The organism is Enterocloster sp. 210928-DFI.2.20 (assembly GCF_020554465.1).
GTDB classification, from domain to species: domain Bacteria; phylum Bacillota; class Clostridia; order Lachnospirales; family Lachnospiraceae; genus Enterocloster; species Enterocloster bolteae.
Map to the genome: position 1 here is coordinate 1 of NZ_JAJCHK010000014.1, position 20,179 is coordinate 20,179.

The 20,179-nt window shown below is 50.9% G+C and carries 14 protein-coding genes; 13 read left to right on the forward strand and 1 reads right to left on the reverse strand.

Annotation, left to right across the window (positions count from 1 at the left end):
- Positions 1–284: 284 nt before the first annotated feature.
- The 5 genes from LI015_RS13890 (at position 285) to fucO (ending at position 8,495) form a co-directional block, all read left to right on the forward strand.
- Positions 285–1,163 (forward strand): hypothetical protein, encoded by an 879-nt coding sequence (locus tag LI015_RS13890; RefSeq protein ID WP_227125406.1) that lies wholly within the window; start codon positions 285–287, stop codon positions 1,161–1,163.
- 244 nt (positions 1,164–1,407) lie between these two features.
- Positions 1,408–3,684 carry an efflux RND transporter permease subunit gene (locus LI015_RS13895; RefSeq protein ID WP_227125408.1) on the forward strand — a complete coding sequence of 759 codons (2,277 nt, stop codon included), beginning with the start codon at positions 1,408–1,410 and terminating at the stop codon, positions 3,682–3,684.
- Entirely contained in the window at positions 3,668–6,394 is a 2,727-nt protein-coding gene (locus tag LI015_RS13900) for a methyl-accepting chemotaxis protein (protein ID WP_227125410.1), read from the forward strand. The genes LI015_RS13895 and LI015_RS13900 overlap by 17 nt, the downstream gene beginning before the upstream one ends.
- A 152-nt stretch (positions 6,395–6,546) precedes the next feature.
- Complete coding sequence (locus LI015_RS13905) at positions 6,547–7,113, forward strand: TetR/AcrR family transcriptional regulator C-terminal domain-containing protein (protein ID WP_002569785.1); 567 nt, start codon at positions 6,547–6,549, stop codon at positions 7,111–7,113.
- Positions 7,114–7,346: 233 nt separating this feature from the next.
- Positions 7,347–8,495 (forward strand): lactaldehyde reductase, encoded by a 1,149-nt coding sequence (gene fucO, locus LI015_RS13910; protein WP_002569784.1) that lies wholly within the window; start codon positions 7,347–7,349, stop codon positions 8,493–8,495.
- 132 nt (positions 8,496–8,627) lie between these two features.
- On the opposite strand, the gene LI015_RS13915 is transcribed toward fucO, so the two are convergent.
- Complete coding sequence (locus LI015_RS13915) at positions 8,628–9,725, reverse strand: KamA family radical SAM protein (RefSeq protein WP_117625340.1); 1,098 nt, start codon at positions 9,723–9,725, stop codon at positions 8,628–8,630.
- A 215-nt stretch (positions 9,726–9,940) separates the two neighbouring features.
- Between LI015_RS13915 and LI015_RS13920 the strand changes: the two genes are divergently transcribed.
- The 8 genes from LI015_RS13920 to LI015_RS13955 all read left to right on the forward strand — a co-directional run bounded on the left by LI015_RS13920 (position 9,941) and on the right by LI015_RS13955 (position 20,163).
- Entirely contained in the window at positions 9,941–10,741 is an 801-nt protein-coding gene (locus LI015_RS13920) for a DUF7402 domain-containing protein (protein ID WP_002569782.1), read from the forward strand.
- A gap of 105 nt (positions 10,742–10,846) precedes the next feature.
- Positions 10,847–12,046: an MFS transporter gene (locus tag LI015_RS13925; protein ID WP_117625338.1), complete on the forward strand. Its 1,200-nt coding sequence runs from the start codon at positions 10,847–10,849 to the stop codon at positions 12,044–12,046.
- A gap of 394 nt (positions 12,047–12,440) precedes the next feature.
- Positions 12,441–14,105: a Na/Pi cotransporter family protein gene (locus LI015_RS13930; RefSeq protein WP_002569780.1), complete on the forward strand. Its 1,665-nt coding sequence runs from the start codon at positions 12,441–12,443 to the stop codon at positions 14,103–14,105.
- Between the two features lie 303 nt (positions 14,106–14,408).
- Complete coding sequence (locus LI015_RS13935) at positions 14,409–15,539, forward strand: carbohydrate kinase family protein (protein WP_117625336.1); 1,131 nt, start codon at positions 14,409–14,411, stop codon at positions 15,537–15,539.
- A gap of 148 nt (positions 15,540–15,687) precedes the next feature.
- Positions 15,688–16,548, forward strand: coding sequence for a class II fructose-bisphosphate aldolase (locus LI015_RS13940; RefSeq protein WP_227125412.1), 861 nt, complete (start codon positions 15,688–15,690; stop codon positions 16,546–16,548).
- A 21-nt stretch (positions 16,549–16,569) separates the two neighbouring features.
- Positions 16,570–17,265, forward strand: coding sequence for a D-lyxose/D-mannose family sugar isomerase (locus LI015_RS13945; RefSeq protein WP_118018684.1), 696 nt, complete (start codon positions 16,570–16,572; stop codon positions 17,263–17,265).
- Positions 17,266–17,426: 161 nt separating this feature from the next.
- A complete protein-coding gene (locus LI015_RS13950) occupies positions 17,427–18,545 on the forward strand; it encodes a sugar ABC transporter substrate-binding protein (RefSeq protein WP_002569768.1) in 1,119 nt (372 codons plus the stop codon).
- 130 nt (positions 18,546–18,675) lie between these two features.
- Entirely contained in the window at positions 18,676–20,163 is a 1,488-nt protein-coding gene (locus LI015_RS13955) for a sugar ABC transporter ATP-binding protein (RefSeq protein ID WP_227125414.1), read from the forward strand.
- Positions 20,164–20,179 lie beyond the last annotated feature (16 nt).

The window sequence follows — 20,179 nt, forward strand, 5'->3', positions numbered from 1 at the left end:
GTTCAATGCCAGAGTTTTGCTGGCATGATCACTCAAGATTCCGAGAGATCATTATATGGGTTTGCGTGTATTTACAAAGATTTAACAATTGTATTTTGCACAAAAATGGAAAAAATGTTGATTAACCATCAAAATGAAGGAAATTAATCATTGTATTTTTGCCATAATTTATTATAATCCATTATAGTCAATAAATAAACAAAAGTCAATTAACAAAATGGACGTTGTTTAACAGTATAAAAGGTGTATAATGGATATATATATAAGGAACGGGGGCAAATGGCATGAGATATAGAATATGTGCAGTCATTCTGGCTGCTGCGGGAGCTCTGTGGGCCTTTGAGGGGACCGGACCCGTGACGGCTCTGGCAGATGAGCAGGCGCAGGAGATAAGCCTTTCATTTGTACCGGGCTGGAACCAGACAGAGGGAATATGGTATTGGCTGGAACCGGATGGAACTTTACACAGGGGATGGCTGCAGGCAGACGGAAGGTCCTATTACATGGATGAAAATGGGGCCATGGTTACAGGCTGGCGGGAAGTGGACGGGGAGTGGTATTACTTCCACGAAGATGGGGGCATGAACCTGGGAGAGCTGATACTGGATAACGGGAAATACGAGTTTTCAGCACAGGGAGCCCTGGTTTCGGCCGGCTGGGTGGAAAATACAGGCGGAGGGGCTTATGACGCAGGATGCTACGACCATATGGCCCAGGATTTGTTTGACCAGCTGAATGAGGAAAAGAAGGATTTATTCTTTGAGGAATACCCGGACCGTGAGGATGAATATGACGGTGATATGCACCGTGTCTATGACCGGTACGCGGGCTTTCAGATGGATATGACCCTCAACAAGGCGGCGGACCACAGGCTGGAGGGAGCCATGGCAGGGGGCTATGCAGATGACAGGATTCCCGGAGAAGGTACCATTAACGATTACCTCTCCGTTATCAACTACAGAAGGAGTGCTTCCTGTCTGGAGCTGTACGTGAGGGACTGTGAGGACGCGTCAGAGGCCTTTGATAAAATAAAGGAAAAGCTGGATAAACGTTTCCAGTCAAAGACCGACCGGAAGTATTCCCTGGAATATTACCGCAGCCTGGGGATGGCCCACAGGGAAAAGGACGGGAAGCAATATTTTGTGGTGATTCTGATGCGGTGAGCGTAAGGATTTTGTGGAGGAATATTGAAGCAAATTGCCGGAGCGCAAATATCCCAGCGGTAATGCCGAAGCAGAAACGCCGGAGCGGAAATTTCGCAGCGGTAATGCCGGAGCAGAAACGCCGCAGCAGAAATACCGCAGCAGAAATACCGCAGCAGAAATACCGCAGCAGAATTGCGCGGCACAGGGTATAAGGCCTGCAGGGCACAGCCGCAATGGGCGGCAGCATAAGGAGCATGGAAATATGGGACAGAAGCTGTTTGGCAGAATCAAGGACAGAATGCACAGGGTAAAAGGCCGGGAGCCGCAGGAGGGGGATAAGTTTTCCTTCCGTATGGCCCGGTTTATCATACATAAAAAAGGCTGGATTGAGAGCGTATTTGTGGCAGGGTGTGTTTTCTCCCTGATAGCGATGCTTTTTGTAAATGTGAATTATGACCTGACGGAGTACCTGCCTGCATCGGCCAGATCCTGTATTGGACTGGACCTGATGGAGGATGAATTCGGCTATCCGGGCACTGCCAGGCTGATGATTAAGGATGTGAGCCTGTATGAGGCAAAGCAGTACAAGGATAAACTGGAAGCAGTGGACGGGGTGGACCAGATTCTCTGGTGCGACAGTACGGTAAATATCTATTCAGGCGAGGATTTTATACGCCAGAAGGATATTGAGGACTACTACAAGGACGGATGTGCTGTTATGGACATCACCTTTGACCAGGGGGATACGGCAAAGAAGACATCCCAGGCCATTGATGAGATGAAAGCTATTACAGGGGATAAGGGATATTATGTGGGAATGGCTGTACAGAACAAATCCCTGACGGAAAATGTGGAGAGCGAGATGAACCTCATTCTTACGGTTGCCGTCATTATGATATTTGCGGTGCTGTGCATCAGTACCACCGCCTGGTCGGAACCATTCCTTTTTCTGCTGGTTATGGGTGTGGCTATTTTGCTGAACCGGGGCACGAATATTTTTATCGGGACAGTCTCGTTCCTCACCAATAATGTGGCTATGGTGCTGCAGCTGGCCACCTCCATGGACTACTCTATTTTCCTGCTGGATGCATTTTCCAGGGAAAAGCAGAAGGGGCTCTCAGAAGAACAGGCCATGATCAATGCCATTGACGCTGCCATCAACTCCATATTTGCCAGCAGCCTGACCACGGTGGTGGGCTTTCTGGCATTGGTATCCATGAAGTTTACCATTGGATTTGATATGGGACTGGTGCTGGCAAAGGGAATTGTGTTCAGCCTTATAACCGTGCTGTTCTTTATGCCGGCTATGATTCTCAAATTTTCCAGGTGGAATGATAAGACCAGGCACCGTCCTTTCCTGCCCTCCTTCCGGAAATTCAGCGAATGGGTCTACAGGGTGCGTTACGCATCCCTTATCATTATGCTGATTCTGGCGCCGCCCGCTTATGTGGCCCAGGGAATGAATGATTTCCTGTACGGCAACAGTGCGGTGGGAGCCAGCGAGGGAACCCAGGTCTATGCGGATGACCAGGTAATCTCCCGGGAATTTGGAAGAAGCAATATGATGCTGGCCATGTATCCCAATACTTCGGCTGTAACGGAGAAAGAGATGTCAGATGAGATAGAGGATCTTCCCTATGTGAAAAGTGTGACGTCCATGTCCAATACCCTTCCGGAGGGAATACCCGAGGAGTTCCTGCCATATTCCGTTACCAGTGAGCTCCACACAAAGGATTACTGCAGGATGCTTATTTACATACGGACCAAGACAGAGAGCGACCAGGCATTTAAGGGCGCGGATGAAATACGGGATATTCTGGAGCGGTATTATCCGGAGAATTCCTATCTGGTGGGGGAAACACCTTCCACACAGGATATCAAGACTACGATTACGGCGGATAATTCCAGGGTAAACTTGTTATCCATGCTGGGCGTGTTCCTGGTGGTCATGTTCAGCTTCCGGTCCTTTGCCATACCTATGATTGTCATGGTGCCCATTGAGGCTGCGATTTTCCTCAATATGGCCATGCCTTACCTGGCAGGGGATACCATGGTGTTTATGGGGTACATCATAGTGAGCAGCATCCAGCTGGGAGCCACGGTGGATTATTCCATTCTGCTCACCAACAATTATGTGTCCTGTAGAAAGTCCCTGGAGAAGAAGGAAGCGTGTATCCAGGCGCTGATGCTGTCCTGTCCCTCTATTTTTACTTCGGGAACCATTATCATATTGGCTGGATATATCATTCATTTCATATCAACCACAGCGGCTATAGGGGACCTGGGCCATTTGATTGGACGGGGGGCGCTGTTCAGCGTGATTCTGGTGCTGACTGTGCTGCCGGCCCTTCTGGTGCTCTTTGACCGTATCATTACCAGCAATGAATGGGACCGCCTGCAGAAGTATCTGAAACGGCGCCATGAAAAGCGCAAAGCCCTGATAAAGGCAGGAATAGGTACCATTGTCAACAAGGCGTCCGCATTGAAACGGACTGATTTAGAACCAGCGGAGGTGGAAAGCAATGAAAATGAAATATAAGAGAATCATGGCAGCGGGAATGGTCTTTGTCATGCTTTGCACCGGCACTGGCAGCGCGCCTGTATACGGAGCACAGCCTTCTGTGGACGTGGATGAAACCATGTATGTGAACCTGGACTATTACGGCAGGGTGGATAAGATTAATGTGGTAAAGGGGGTGGGCCTCAACGGCCAGACGGAATTTACGGATTACGGAACCTATGAAAATGTGATTAACATGTCTAACAGCATCGAACCTGTGCTGGGGGACGGAATGGTGACGTGGCAGCTTCCGGAGGACCAGAGGGGAAGATTTTATTTTAAATGCGCTGTGGATAAAGGCATGATGGTACTGCCCTGGGACTTTGACGTATCTTACAAGCTGAACGGTGTACCCATGGACGGCGATAAGCTGGCAGGAGCTTCCGGGCTGATTGAGATCAATGTGAAGGCAGAGCCCAATGACAATGCCGGGGAGTATTACCGCAACAACATGATGCTTATGGTGGCTGTGCCCGTGGATATGAGCAAATGCTACAGCGTGGAGGCTGAAGGGTCCCAGACCCAGAACCTGGGTGAAACCACAGCGGTGGTATTTACCGCCCTCCCCGGGGAGGACGGGGATTACACGGTGCGCATCGGCACGGACAGCTTTGAGACCATTGGCGTGATTATGGCCATGGTACCGGGTACGGTGGAGGATCTGGAACATATCAAGGACCTGAAGGAAGCCAAGGATACGTGGCAGGATGCAGGGGATGAGCTTTACGACAGCCTGGAGCAGATGGCAAAGTCTGTGGAGAACATGCGGCAGGGCGTGAACCAGGTCCGCCAGGGTATGGACTCAGCGGAGAGCGCCAGACAGAAGTGGAGTAATTCCAAGGACAGCATACTGGCCGGAAATGACCAGACGCTGGCAGCGCTTACATCGGTGTCACAGCAGATGGATACCATGATTCCCCATTTGCAGACGGCCAAGGACTGTGCCGAGGTGGTTCACAGCAGCATGAATGACATTGTCAACACGCTGGGAGACATGCAGGACCCTTTGAGAAAGCTGCAGACCAGACTTAAGAACATAGAAAACAGCGCAGGCGGTATCAGCAGCGATTTGCCGGAACTCCAGAAGACCATGGAATCCATCATTGCGCTGGATACCCAGCTTCAGGCATCCCAGGACACACTGCTGACGTATCTCAGTCTGTATAAGAGTTCCAGTACCAAGGCCAGAAGGCTCTATGACGAGGAGCTGGATGAGGAAGAACTGGAAAACATGGAGGATGTGGATTACGGGACATCAAATGGCGGGAGCCATTCGTCATCCGGCGGAGGCAGCAGCCAGGAAAACACCCAGAATAATAATCAGGGGAATGACCAGGGAAGCGGAAATTCCGGCGGCAGTACGGAGGGGAAAGATAACCCGGATGGAAGTGCCGGAGGAAGCGGAAGCACAGACGGAAACGGAAGCACCAGCGGAACTGGGAGCGGGAGCGGAAATGCGGACGGAGGCGGAAGCACGGACGGAAGCGGAACTGGAGCCGGAAGCGGAAATACAACCGGAGGCGGAAGTACGGACGGAAGCGGAACTGGAGCCGGAAGCGGAAATACAACCGGAGGCGCAAGCACGGACGGAAGTACAACCGGGAGCGGAAGCGGAAATACAACCGGAGGTGGAAGTACGGACGGAAGCACAACCGGGAGCGGAAGCGGAAATACAACCGGAGGCGCAAGTACGGACGGAAGCGGAACTGGAGCCGGAAGCGGAAATACAACCGGAGGCGAGAGCACCAACGGAAGCGCAACCGGGAGCAGCAGCGCAAGCGCAGCAGAAAGTGGAAATTCCAGCGGAAATTCCAGCGGAAACTCCGGCAGTAACACCCCGGATACAGGCACTGCTATTAGCTCTGCCATAAATACAGGAAACACCGGCCTGGCAGGCCTGGCGGCCACCGCATCCATAGAGAAGAAAAACATCCCTCTGGTAAGCAGTATCGACCAGCAGGCCGCCGCAGAAGCCGCGATAGCCATTGAACAATCCCTGTATGACAAGGTGGCAGTCCTTCAGGATTTATCTGCCCGGAGCAAATCCCTGACAGACAAGATGGCGAACCTGATGGATGACACGTCTGATTCTGCGAAATACAGCGCCGAGATAGTTGACAATATGGATTATCTGATTGAGGATTTAAAGGCCCTCAATGATTCTCTGGACGTATATTATCCGGATCTCCAGACTGCCCTGGATGACTCCCAGGAACTGGTAAGGCGTACCACAGATGCACTCAACAATGGAATCAGCACCCTGACTATCATCCAGAACACATTAAAAGACAGCAGCGATGATTTTGACGCGGCTGCCAGGGACAGCCTGCGCGGCAGTATGGAACTTCTGGATAAAAGCCTGAACATCCTGGACAGCACCACGGTGATGCGCCAGGCCGGACGCACCATGAAGGATACCATTGACAATGAGCTGGATAAGTTTGATACAGATAACCGTTTCCTGTTTATGGATCCGTCCGCAGACAAGGTATCCTTTACCTCGGACCGGAACAAACCGCCCAAGACACTGCAGATTGTCATGCGCACCGATGAGATCAGCGTGGACGACGACACGGCCAAGACCGCGGATGCAGAGGTGGAAAAGGCCAAGGAAAGCCCCTTAAGGCGGATGTGGAATGTGCTGGTACAGATGTGGAAGGCAATGGTAAGCATTTTCAAAAACAGGTAGAAGCCTGTCTCAAAATTTGATATACTGTCCATAGAAGCAGCGGGCAGTGCAGCGCAACCAGGGCTGCACTGCCTGTTGTGGCGCAGGGATATGTTACAAAATACACAGGTACCGGAGGGTTTCCGTGCAGTACCTGCCGCAGGAGGAATACCATGGCCGTTACAGGAAAGCAGGAGAAAACAAAATACAAGCTGGCTGAATCCGTTAAGGAGTGCATGAAGACAGCGCCCGTGGATAAGATTACGGTCAAAAATATTGTGGAGGGCTGCGGTGTGACCCGGCAGACCTTTTACCGGAATTTTCTGGACAAGTACGATCTGATAAACTGGTATTTTGACAAGCTGGTGCTTCAGTCTTTTGAGCAGATTGGCATGGGGCATACGGTGGGGGAGAGCCTGACCCGGAAGTTTGAGTTCATTCTCAATGAAAAGGTGTTTTTCACAGAAGCGTTCCGCTCCGATGACAGGAACTCATTAAAGGAACATGATTTTGAACTGATTCTCCAGTTTTATACGGACCTGATTGCAAGAAAAACCAGCCAGCCTTTGGGCCGGGAGCTTCAGTTCCTTTTGGAGATGTACTGCCAGGGCTCCGTATACATGACGGTGAAGTGGGTTCTGGGAGGCATGAAGGACACACCCCGGGAAATGTCGGATAAGCTGGTGGAAGCCATGCCGCCAAAGCTGGCAGAGGTGTTCGGAAAATTGAAACTGCTTTAAGCCCCGGAAAGTCCCGGATATCCCCAGCCGCAGCAGAGACAGAACATGGTGATTATGCATAATCCTAAATGGTGAAACTGCACAAAACTTAAAGGAAAGTGACAGACAGGGATGTTTGTCACTTTTATTTTAAAACAGGACTTGTTATAATATTAACAAAAGCAACCAGGTAAATCCACGGACACTTAAGATGGGTCCGGCGGTGTACTGTCAATGTAAAGGAGAAGAAAATCATGGCAAACAGAATCGTATTAAACGAGACATCCTATCACGGCGCAGGTGCAATCCAGGAGATTGCAAATGAGGCAAAGGCAAGGGGATTTAAGAAGGCTTTTGTATGTTCCGACCCTGACCTGATTAAGTTCAATGTAACCTGCAAGGTGACAAAGGTACTGGAGGATGCAGGACTGGCCTACGAGATTTATTCCAATATCAAACCTAACCCGACCATCGAGAACGTGCAGACCGGCGTTGCGGCTTTCAAGGCATCCGGAGCCGATTATATCATTGCCATTGGCGGCGGTTCCTCCATGGATACCTCCAAGGCTATCGGCGTTATCATCACCAACCCTGAATTCGAGGATGTGAGAAGTCTGGAAGGCGTTGCTCCGACCAAGAATCCGTGTGTGCCGATTATTGCAGTTCCCACCACAGCAGGCACCGCGGCGGAAGTTACCATTAACTACGTGATCACGGATGTGGAGAAAAAGCGTAAATTCGTATGCGTGGATACCCATGATATCCCGGTAGTGGCAGTGGTTGATCCGGAGATGATGTCTTCCATGCCCAAGGGACTGACAGCTGCTACCGGTATGGATGCCCTGACCCATGCAATCGAGGGCTATACCACAAAGGGTGCCTGGGAGATGACCGACATGTTTAACTTAAAAGCCATTGAAGTAATCGCCCGCAGCCTGAGGGATGCGGTGGAGAACAAGCCAGAGGGCAGGGAAGGCATGGCTTTGGGCCAGTATCTGACCGGAATGGGATTCTCCAACTGCGGTCTGGGCATTGTGCACTCCATGGCTCATGGCCTGGGCGCTTTATATGATACCCCCCACGGCGTTGCCAATGCCATCATCCTTCCAACCGTCATGGAATACAATGCGCCATGTACAGGAACCAAGTTTAAAGACATTGCCATTGCCATGGGCGTGGATGGTGTTGAGAATATGACACAGGAGGAATACCGCAAAGCAGCAGTGGACGCGGTAAAGAAACTGTCCGCTGACGTGGGAATCCCTGCTGACTTAAAGGAAATCCTTAAGCCAGAGGATGTGGACTTCCTGTCACAGTCCGCCATGGATGATGCCTGCCGCCCGGGCAATCCAAAGGATCCGTCCTTTGAGGATATCAAGAACCTGTATCTGTCACTGATGTAATTACATATACAGCCGCCTACGGCACAAAAAGGCCGCAGGACATGCCCCTGTTAGGGTATGTCCCGCGGCTTAACATTTGCCTGCGGCAAAGTCCTGCATGGGCCGGGAAACAGTCTGCGGCAAAGTCTGGTATCACCCCTGCAGCCACGCCTGTCCAGGTGCCAATTTCTCGCAGAATATACGGCCCTGGTCTTTTTCATATTTTGCCTGATGATATTTAAAAAGCATGTTTTTGTCGGGCATTTGGCCCAGGATTTCGATTTTGCCGGTGACGTGGGACATGGCGTAGCGGATGCATTTGCCCTGGCCGTTCTGCATGTTTTTTGCCTCTTCCACAATGCGGCAGCCCTCTGTCAAAGGAATCTGGAACTGACTCTTTACCCCGGATACGGGACGGCACTGGAAAATGTAATAGGGAATGACACCGTATCTTGTCAGATTCTTTAACAGGGTTCCGAGACTCCCTGCGTCATCGTTGATTCCTTTTAACAGAACGGTCTGGTTCTTTACAATGACACCAGCGTCCATCAGGCACCGGATCGCTTTTACTGCTTGCGGAGTCAGTTCATTTGAATGGTTAAACTGGGTCACCACATAGATTTGTTTGATTTTTGTATAGCGGGCCAGAATATCCAGAAGTTCCGGGTCATCATAAATCCGCATAGGCAGCACCACCGGGGTGCGGGTGCCGAAACGGATTAGATCCAGATGTTTAATGGAGCTGAATGCCTCCAGATACCGGCGTATGATTTGATTGCTGTTCAGAAAGGAATCCCCGCCGGATATGAGCACATTGGTTATTTCAGGGTGGGAGACGATGTAGGCAGCCATCTGGTCCACATTTCCGGCTGTTTCGCCGCCGGGGATTCCCACCAGCCGCTTGCGGAAGCAATGCCTGCAATACATGGCGCACCGGTGGGTGGACAGGATGAGCGCCGTCTGCCTGTACTTGTGCTGCAGGCCGGGCAGCACTGTGTTATCCGCCTCCCCGCTGGTATCAAAGTCCCCCGACAGGTCGGTTTCACGAATGGAGGGTATAGACATCCTGAACACAGGATCCTGTTCCGGATTGTTCCAGTCAATAAGAGACAGATAGTATCTTGTGACTGTCATGGGAAACTGTTCCAGGATTCGGGTCATGTGTTCTTCCTCCTGGCTGGTAAGCCTCATATACGTTTTCAGTTCCTGGGCGCGGGTTACATTGTTTCTCAATGTTTCATTCCAATTCATCCAATCATCCCCTTCATTCATTATTTTTTCCATTATACCATCAGCAATATCAGGTTCTGATGAATAAAAAGTGAAGGTTTTGTAAATATTAGAATATTCGCTAATGCTTAAAATATTATAAAATTTCGCCTTTTTTGTATATGGTATTCCCTGGGACTCCATGGTAGAATGAAAGAACCCAAAAGAAATTGTTGGAAAGAGGAGTGTGTAAATATATGGGAATGCAGATTACAGTGAAGGATAAAAACGATGCGGTAAAGGCGGAGGCCGCAGGCAGGGAACAGGCCGTACTGGCATGGAAGGGTGAGTATGAGGAGGGAGACAGGATTATATTTTCTCTTCCGGAAAAGAACCGTTTCTATATCATACGTGTGGATGATACCATGGATGAAGCCTTTATCTATGGGGCGGGAAATGAGCTGGTTTATGAGGTTCCCTTTGCAGAGGGTAAGACATCCTATAACCCCAAATCATTTACAGGAGAGCGCCACTATCTGACTATGCGGTATGCCAGGGATTATGAAATTAAATCATACCGGAATCTGGCCAAGAACGTTATGGACCAGCACAGGGGCCAGGAATGTTATCCCCACGCCCACGCCAATGTGGAAACCAGGGGAGAGGCTGTGTTTGCGGCCCGCAACGCCATTGACGGTGTGACGGCAAACCTGTCCCATGGAAAGTGGCCATATGAGTCATGGGGAATCAATATGCAGGACGATGCCCAAATGACGCTGGAGTTTGGCCGCCCCGTGGATTTTGACCAGATTGTCCTCTATACAAGGGCTGACTTTCCTCATGACAACTGGTGGGAGAAGGTGACCTTTACCTTTTCCGACGGAACCTCTGAGACAGTGGAGCTTGAAAAGAGCGTTGAACCTCATATCATCAGCCTGGAGCGCAGGGGTATCACATGGCTTACCTTCGGACAGCTCATAAAGGCAGACGATCCGTCCCCCTTCCCTGCCCTGACACAGATTGAGGTCTATGGCCGGGAGCATGAGGCCGCGCTTTAGGGCTTTGCCGGAAGCGGAATGAAGGAAGCGGTATGAAGGAAACGGAATGAAGGAAACGGAATAAAGAAAACGGAATGAAGGAAACGGGGAGGAGGGACCGCATAAGTGGCCCTTAAAGATAATTACAACCAAACATTGAATGCCAGCTACCTGGGATATGTGGTCCAGGCAGTGGTCAATAATTTTGCTCCGCTTTTATTTCTCACTTTCCAGAAAAGCTATGGCATATCTCTGGCGCGCATTGCTATGCTGGTTACGGTGAATTTTGGCATTCAGCTTGCGGTGGACCTGTTGTCGGCGCGGTTTGTGGACAGGATTGGATACAGGACATGCATTGTGGCGGCTCATGTGTTCGCTGCCCTGGGGCTGGCCGGGCTGAGCTTTCTGCCGGATATGGTTCCGGGACATTTTGGAGGACTGCTTGTGTGCGTTGCCCTGTACGCAGTGGGGGGAGGTATCATAGAAGTACTGATCAGCCCCATTGTGGAAGCCTGTCCAACGGCCCGCAAAGATGCGGCCATGAGCCTGCTGCACTCTTTTTACTGCTGGGGGTCCGTGGCCGTGGTGGTACTGTCCACTGTCTTTTTTCAGACAGCGGGTCTGAACAGCTGGCGGGTATTGGCCCTTCTCTGGGCAGCAGTCCCTGTTATGAACGCTGTCCTGTTTTCGCGGGTTCCCATTCTGGCACTGACAGAGGATGGGCAGGAGATGGGGATTCGGGGACTGTTAAAAAGCAGCCTGTTCTGGCTTTTTATTTTTATTATGGTCTGCGCAGGGGCATCGGAACAGGCTATGAGCCAGTGGGCCTCCGCTTTTGCTGAATCAGGGCTTAATGTGTCAAAGACAGTGGGAGATCTGGCCGGACCTTGTATGTTTTCAATTCTCATGGGCATATCCAGGGCAATGTATGCCAGATACAGCCAGCGCATCCGTCTCACCGCCTTTATGACAGGCAGCGCCGTTTTGTGCATTTTCAGCTATGGGCTGGCGTCCACTGCCGCCAGCCCTGTTCTGGGACTGGCCGGCTGCGGGCTGTGCGGGTTTTCCGTGGGTATCCTGTGGCCGGGAGCATTCTCGCTGGCGTCCGTGAGCTGTCCGCGGGGCGGTACTGCCATGTTTGCCCTGCTGGCCCTGGCCGGGGATCTGGGATGTGCCGGCGGTCCGGCGCTGGTGGGACTCATAGCAGGGGCATCAGGAGGTAATTTGAAGGCGGGTCTGGCCGCAGCCGGCTGGATACCGGCAGTTCTTGCCATCGGTCTTTTAAAAATCATGTATAATAACAGGAAAAAACAATATACTCAATAAATGGATAATGGTGCGGCTCTGCTGCGGGGAGATTTGTAAATATATGTATTTCCAGAAGAAATTTTACACATAATTTACATAGACTTTACATTACTGGCGGGAAACGATATTGACGACATATGAAATATCCCGTATAATGAGTATGTGTAAAGAAGTCGTAAAGAAATGGTAAATAATCAGGAAAAGAGGCTATAGATATCATGGGAAACGCCCTGTGTGACGGATGCCGCAAGAATATGATAAAGGAGGCATAACCTGCGATCGTTTGTTTGGGATGGCGGGCTATGCCATATTTTTGCCCATTTTTACCCGGAATTATTCCGGAACACATAAGGTTATCCGTAAAATGATAATATAGCAGAAGCTAATTTCCTCGGACAAAAGGAGAAAACACATGGGAGTAGAATTGGTTTTAAGCCTGCTGGGCGGCCTGGCCCTGTTCATGTACGGCATGCAGATGATGAGTACCAATCTGGAAGCTGTGGCTGGAAACCGTATGAAGCAGATTCTGGAGCGCCTTACGGCAAACCGTTTTCTGGGAGTGCTGGTGGGGGCAGGAATCACAGCCCTGATTCAGTCGTCTTCAGCCACAACCGTCATGACAGTTGGATTTGTCAACTCGGGTCTTATGACACTTAAGCAGGCTGTATGGATTATCATGGGTGCCAATGTAGGTACCACCATTACGGGACAGCTGATTGCCCTGGACATAGGAGCATTGGCTCCGCTCATCGCCTTTGTGGGCGTTATGTCCCTGATTTTCGCGAAAAATAAAAAGGTACAGCATGTGGGAGGTATTATTGCCGGTATCGGCGTCCTGTTCATCGGCATGGGCATGATGAGCGATGCCATGGTTCCCCTGCGGGATTCCGAAACCTTCATCCATATGGTGACCAAGTTTTCCAATCCCCTTCTGGGAATCCTGGTAGGAGCGGTATTCACAGCCATTATCCAGTCCTCGTCTGCGTCTGTGGGTATCCTTCAGGCTCTGGCTATGGGCGGCGTCATCAACCTTCACAGTGCCGTGTTCGTGCTGTTCGGCCAGAATATCGGTACCTGTATTACAGCGCTTCTGGCTTCTGTGGGAACCAGCCGCAATGCAAAGCGCACCACCCTGATTCATCTGATGTTCAATGTGATTGGTACGGCCCTGTTTGTGACCCTGTGCATCCTGACTCCTTTTACGGACTTTGTGGTAAGCCTGACTCCGGATAATCCGGTGGCTCAGATTGCAAATGTCCATACTATTTTCAATATCAGCACCACCTTGATTCTTCTGCCCTTTGGCGCCCTTCTGGAGAAGATTGCCATTGCCATTCTTCCGGATAAGGCAGTTCCTGTAAAGGATGCGGACCAGTGGTTTGAGGGGCTTATGGCCTCCAAGCACCACCTTGGTATCTCCACCATTGCGATCAACCAGATTCATGACGAGATTAAGGGGATGCTGGCAACTGCGGCAGAGAATGTATCCCAGAGCTTCAAGGCTGTGGAGGAGGGAGCTTCGGAGGGAATCCAGGCCATCGCAGACCGGGAAGAGGAAATTGATTTAAGCAATATGAGACTGTCCCAGAAGATTTCCAAGATACTTGTGCTGGACCAGACGCCCAAGGATATTGACACCCTGAACCGGATGTATACCATTCTGGGAAATATTGAGCGGATCGGTGACCATGCCATGAACCTGGCGGAGTATGCCGAAACCATAGAGGCAAAAGGACTTCAGTTTTCCAATTACGCCAGGAAGGAATTTGCTGTCATGGAGGAAACCTGCCGGGAAGGCATGGAGCTTTTGAAGGCGGCGGCTGCCGGGGATACGCAGTCCCCGCTGTCAGAGGTGGCTGAGATTGAACAGAGGATTGACGATATCACCCGCAAGTTCCGGCAGAATCAGATTGACCGCATGCGGGAGGGAAACTGCAATGTGGAGTCCTCCATCCTGTATTCGGAAATGCTGACCGACTACGAGCGAATCGGTGATCATATGCTGAATATTGCCCAGGCCTATGACGCCATAGAGTGGTCAGGGGACAGGGGACAGACAGCGGCGGCAATCGCGTAAGCAGTGTAATCGAAATATAGAATTCGCAAGTAACACTTGAATCCGTAGTGCCATTAGAATCTGCATGTATGGGTTAAATAAATAACCTTAAAGCCCTGGGGGCGCCGTGATATTCACGGCCCCTCAGGGCTTTTTTGCGTTTTCGGCGATTTATTACTTTTGTTTTTTGTATAGTGCATTTTGCGTTGTGCAATATGCACATGACAAATGTCATATAAAATATTACCTATGTAATAATTGCACACAAAGCATTGGATTTATTCATGAAAACTGCTATGATTGGGTGCGGAAGGGGGAAGTAAGATGGAAGAAGGAAATAAAAAGGTAGCGGTGGCCGGGCATATTTCCCTGGACATTACGCCGGTTTTCCAAAACAGCGGGAAGCAGAAGCTCTCTGAACTGTTTCAGCCGGGAAAGCTGCTTAAGGTGGGAAAAGCCATGATGTGTACAGGAGGAGCTGTTTCCAACACAGGCCTGGGTCTTAAACGTCTGGGTGCAGACGTGGTTCTGATGGCCAAAATAGGGGATGATTATTTTGGCAATGCGCTGAAGGACATGATAAGCGCACATGGCTGCGAGACCTGCATCAGCCAGGTTCCTGGTGAGAATACGTCCTATACCATTGTACTGGCGCCCAAGGGACTGGACCGTTTTTTTCTTCACGATCCGGGCTGCAATGATACCTTTGGCTGCGGGGACGTGGACTTTGAAAAAGTAGGGGAGGCATCACATTTTCATTTTGGTTATCCTCCCATTATGCGAAGGTTTTATCTGGATGAGGGGGAGGAGCTGGTACGGCTTTTTAAGAAGGTAAAATCCATGGGGCTTACCACGTCCCTGGACCTGGTGGCGGTGGACCCGGATTCCGAAGCAGCAGGCATGGACTGGGCAAGGATACTGGAGCGGGTGCTGCCCTATGTGGATTTCTTCGTGCCAAGCATTGAGGAGCTGGGATACATGCTGGACCGTCCTCTGTACTGCAAATGGCAGGAGAAGGCAGGTGGCGAGGATGTCACAGGCATATTATCCCTGGAGGAGGATGTTAAGCCTTTGGCTGCCAGAGCGCTGTCCATGGGGACCAGATGCGTTCTCCTGAAATGCGGGGCAGCCGGCATGTATCTGAAGACCGCACCTGAGCCGGTATGGAGGAAATTCCTGCCGGAATTTACAGGATGGAATGATATCAGCCATTTTGAGGACAGCTATGTGCCGGACTGCATCCTGTCAGGAACAGGGGCAGGGGATACCAGCATAGCCGCCTTCATAAAGGCAATGCTGGACGGCTGCGGGCCCCTTGAATGCATCCGTCTGGCAGCTGCCACGGGTGCGTCCTGCGTCACGGCCTACGATGCCCTGAGCGGCCTGCTGTCCTTTGAGGAGCTGAGGCAGAAGATGGAAGCTGGATGGGAGAAGCAGAACATCATCCATCCGTGACATAAAAAAAACCATATTTGCGGCCAAACAAAAGGAATGCCGCATAGGGAAAACGCGGCTTCCTCCGTAAGAGGCAGAAGAAGCATTACTAAGAAATATATTTCATTGTATGTCCCGGCCCAGGCCGGAAGAAAGGAGAATATATAACATGTTAGTTTCAATGAAAGCAGTTTTAGACCTGGCAGATGCAAAAAAAATAGCAGTCGGCGCCTTCAACATCACATCTCTGGAGGGGATTCAGGCCGTATTAGGGGCGGCTGAGGAGCTGGGACAGCCGGTTATCCTGCAGTTTGCGCCGGTCCATGAGTCCATTATCCCTCTTAAGGTCATCGGGCCGGTGATGGTGATGATGGCAGAGAAATCCTCTGTGCCTGTATGCGTCCATCTGGACCACGGCGATAAGCTGGAAATCCTCAGGGAAGCCCTGGAAATGGGCTTCACCTCAGTGATGTATGACGGCTCCGTTCTGCCCTTTGAGGAAAATGCGGCAAACACAAAGATTGCGGTGGAAATGGCCGGAGACTGGGGCGCTTCCGTGGAGGCTGAGATAGGAGCCATGGGAAGGCAGGAATTCTCAAGCGTGGGAGAAGGCGAAGAAGGGGAAGCTGTGGAGAGCTGCTATACGGACCCGGAACAGGCACGGGCTTTCACCGGGCTTACCGGGATAGACGCCCTGGCCTGCTCATTCGGCACCGTGCACGGGCTGTATCTGACCACGCCAAAGCTGGATTTTGACAGGATACGCAGGATACGGGAAAGCATCGGCATTCCCATCGTGATGCACGGCGGATCCGGGGTCAGCGACGAGGATTTTAAGAAATGTATTGCCAACGGGGTCAGGAAAATTAATTACTACACGTACCTTGCCAAGGCGGGCGGCATGTATGTAAAGGAAAAATGCAGGGCAGCCGAAGAATATGTATTTTTCCACGATGTAACCCAGTGGGCGGTCCAGGCCATGAAGGAGGATGTGCTCCACACAATCAGGGTGTTCTCCCATCTGGAGTAAGTCGGCAAAGGAGGAAAAGCCATGAAACGTTCAGAAATCAACAGGGCATTGAGGGACATGGAAAAGATGATTGACAGATGCTCCTTTAAACTGCCCCCGTTCTGTTATTTTACACCGGAAGAATGGAACGAAAAGGGCCATGAATACGATGAGGTCCGGGACAACATGCTGGGATGGGATATCACGGATTTTGGGATGGGGGATTTTGACAAGGTGGGATTCTCCCTCATCACCCTGAGAAACGGCAATGTGTCCATGGATAAGTACACGAAACCCTATGCGGAAAAGCTGCTGTACATGAAGGAAGGACAGTCTGCGGCCATGCATTTCCACTGGAATAAGATGGAGGATATCATCAACAGGGGAGGAGGAAATGTGCTCATAGGCATATATAATGCCGGCAGGGAGGAGGAGCTGGCTGACACAGATGTGCGGATACACAGTGACGGGCGGGAGTACACAGTTCCCGCGGGAACGCAGATACGGCTGTGTCCCGGAGAGAGCATTACCATCCAGCCTTATCTGTATCACGACTTCCATTTGGAGCCGGGCACAGGGCCGGTTCTGTTGGGCGAGGTATCCATGTGTAATGACGATAACCGGGACAACCGGTTCTATCTGCCGGCAGGCCGTTTTCCGGTTATAGAGGAGGATGAGCCGCCCTTCCGTCTGCTGTGCAATGAGTATCCCGCGGCGGGCAGTTGTGCAAAACGATGAAAATTTGCGGCGGCTGAACGGGAAAGGGCAAAAGTGATGATGAAAAATATGACAAATGTCATATGAAAATGATTACATTGTGCACATGTGTTAAAAAGAAAAGCGTGATAAGATTTGATTACAGCAAAAACAACAAAACATTTTGCAAAAGGAGGTAACTTATGAAAAAAAGTACTAAGAAGCTGTTGGCGGTAATGATGTGCGCAGCAATGGCAGGTTCTGCCCTGGCAGGGTGCAGCAGCGGGGACTCCCAGACAACGGCAGCAGCCACCGAGGCGCCAACCCAGGCCCAGACCACAGAGGAAGCCAAGGAGGCGGCCGCTGAGCCTGAGAAGGCAGAGGAGAGCAAGGAAGCCACAGAAGCGGCAGCTCCGGCAGCAGCCGATATGGCATCTGCTGATGTGAAGAAGAAGGACCCGGACAAGCATTACAAATTCGGTTATACCTGTATGGATGGAACCAACCCGTTCTTTGTCACCATTGAGAAGAGAATGAGGGAAATGGTTGAGGCCAACGGCGACGAGCTGATTGCAGTGGATCCCGCCAATGATGTCACTCTTCAGATTACCCAGGTAGAGGATTTGATTTCCCAGAACATTGACGCCATGTTCATGAATCCGGCAGAGGCAGAGGGAATCCTTCCGGCTCTGGATCAGCTTAAGGAAGCAGGAATTCCCATCGTGGGATTTGATACAGAGGTAGCGGACTTGTCCTACCTGATTTCCTACACCGGTTCTGATAACTATAACGCAGGCAAGGTCTGCGGCGAGGACCTTGTAAAGAAATGCCCGGACGGCGGGGATATCATTGTACTGGATTCTCCTACCATGAACTCTGTTACGGACAGGACAAACGGATTTTTAGATGCAATTGAAGGAAAAGGCTTTAACATCGTTGCACAGCAGGATGCCAAGGGCAATCTGGAAGTTTCCATGGGTATTGCAGAGGATCTTCTGCAGGCTCACGGCGATGTGGTTGCCATTTTCGGAGGCAATGACCCCACTGCACTGGGAGCACTGGCAGCAGCCAACGCAGCCGGTCTTACAGACTGCATGATTTACGGCGTGGACGGCTCTCCTGACATCAAGGCAGAGATGGCTTCCGGGGAATCCCTGATAGAAGGAAGCGGCGCACAGTCTCCTGTTAAGATTGCACAGTCCGCAGTGAATATCATGTATACATACTTAAACGGCGATAAGGTAGAATCAAGATATCCGGTAGAAACCTTCCTTATTACATCAGAAAATGTAGATAAGTATGGCACAGATGGATGGCAGTAAGAGATTAGTCTGAAAAGTGCTGGGCCCCTGCGGGGGCCAGGCACTTTTTATCTGACAGGCTCAAAACGCAAAAGCACGGCAGGAAACTCTGTCAGGAACCATATGAATAGAAGAACAGGCAGGTGAGATTATGAGTGAAACAGTTCTGCTTCAAATGAAGAACATCCACAAATCATTTCCGGGAGTCAAGGCGCTTCAGGGGGTGGACCTGGAACTGAGGGCCGGCGAGGTCCACGCATTGCTCGGTGAAAACGGGGCAGGTAAATCCACGCTGATTAAGGTTCTGGGCGGCATCTACATCGCAGAAGAGGGCGAGATTTTTATTGACGGACAAAAGGTAACCATTGACGGGGTAAATGCATCTCACAACAACGGAATTTCCATTATCCATCAGGAATTGGTACTGGTACCTCACATGACTGTGGCGGAAAATATCTTTCTTGGCAGAGAGCCGTCAAAGGGGCTATGGGTCAGCCATGAGACCATGGAAAAGGAAGCCCAGCAGCTGCTGGATACATACCACATGAGCATTGACGCTGGGACGCTGGTCAAGGACCTGACCATTGCCCAGCAGCAGATGGTGGAAATCGTCAAGGCCATTTCCTATCGCTCCAGGATTCTTGTGATGGACGAGCCCACTTCATCCATATCGGACAAGGAAGTGGAATTTTTGTTCAGCACCATGAGAGAGCTCACAAAGAAGGGCGTGGGAATCATATATATATCCCATAAGATGGACGAGCTGGAGCAGATCTGCGACCGGGTTACTGTGCTGAGGGACGGAACCTATGTGGGCACCGAGCGGGTGAAGGATACCACAAGGGACCATCTCATTGCCATGATGGTGGGCCGGGAGCTGACCAAGTATTACACCAGGGATTACATGGAGCCCGGACGGGTGGTTTTAAAATGTGAAAACATTGCAGACGGAAAGATGGTCAAAGGGGCCAGCTTTGAACTGCGTGAGGGGGAAATCATTGGTTTTGCGGGGCTGGTAGGCGCCGGAAGAAGCGAGACCATGAAGTGTATCTTCGGACTGACGCCCGGCTGCACGGGTGAAATCAGCGTGGATGGAAAAAAGGCGGCCATCAAATCTCCTATTGATGCCATGAAGTTCGGCATTGCCCTGGTTCCTGAGGACCGGAAGCAGGAGGGACTGTATAAGGTTCAGAGCGTCCGGTTCAACTCCACCATTGAGGTGCTGAAGAGCTTTATAAAGGGCATATGGGTGGATGCGGACAAGGAGGAGGAGATTACCCGGCAGTATATCGAGATGATGGATACCAAGACCCCGTCCCAGGAACAGCTTATCGGAAACCTGTCCGGCGGCAACCAGCAGAAGGTAATGATTGGAAGATGGCTGGCCACCGCCCCCAAGATACTGATTCTGGACGAGCCAACCAGGGGCGTGGACGTGGGCGCCAAGTCTGAGATATACGGAATTATGAATGAGCTGGTGAAGAAAGGCGTGTCCATTATCATGATATCGTCAGAACTGCCTGAAATTCTCAACATGAGCGACCGGGTCTATGTCATGTGCGACGGCCGGATAACCGGGTGCTTCAGCCATGAGGAATGCGTCACCCAGGAACAAATCATGAAGCTGGCGGCAAAGTAAGAAAAGGGGGAAAGTC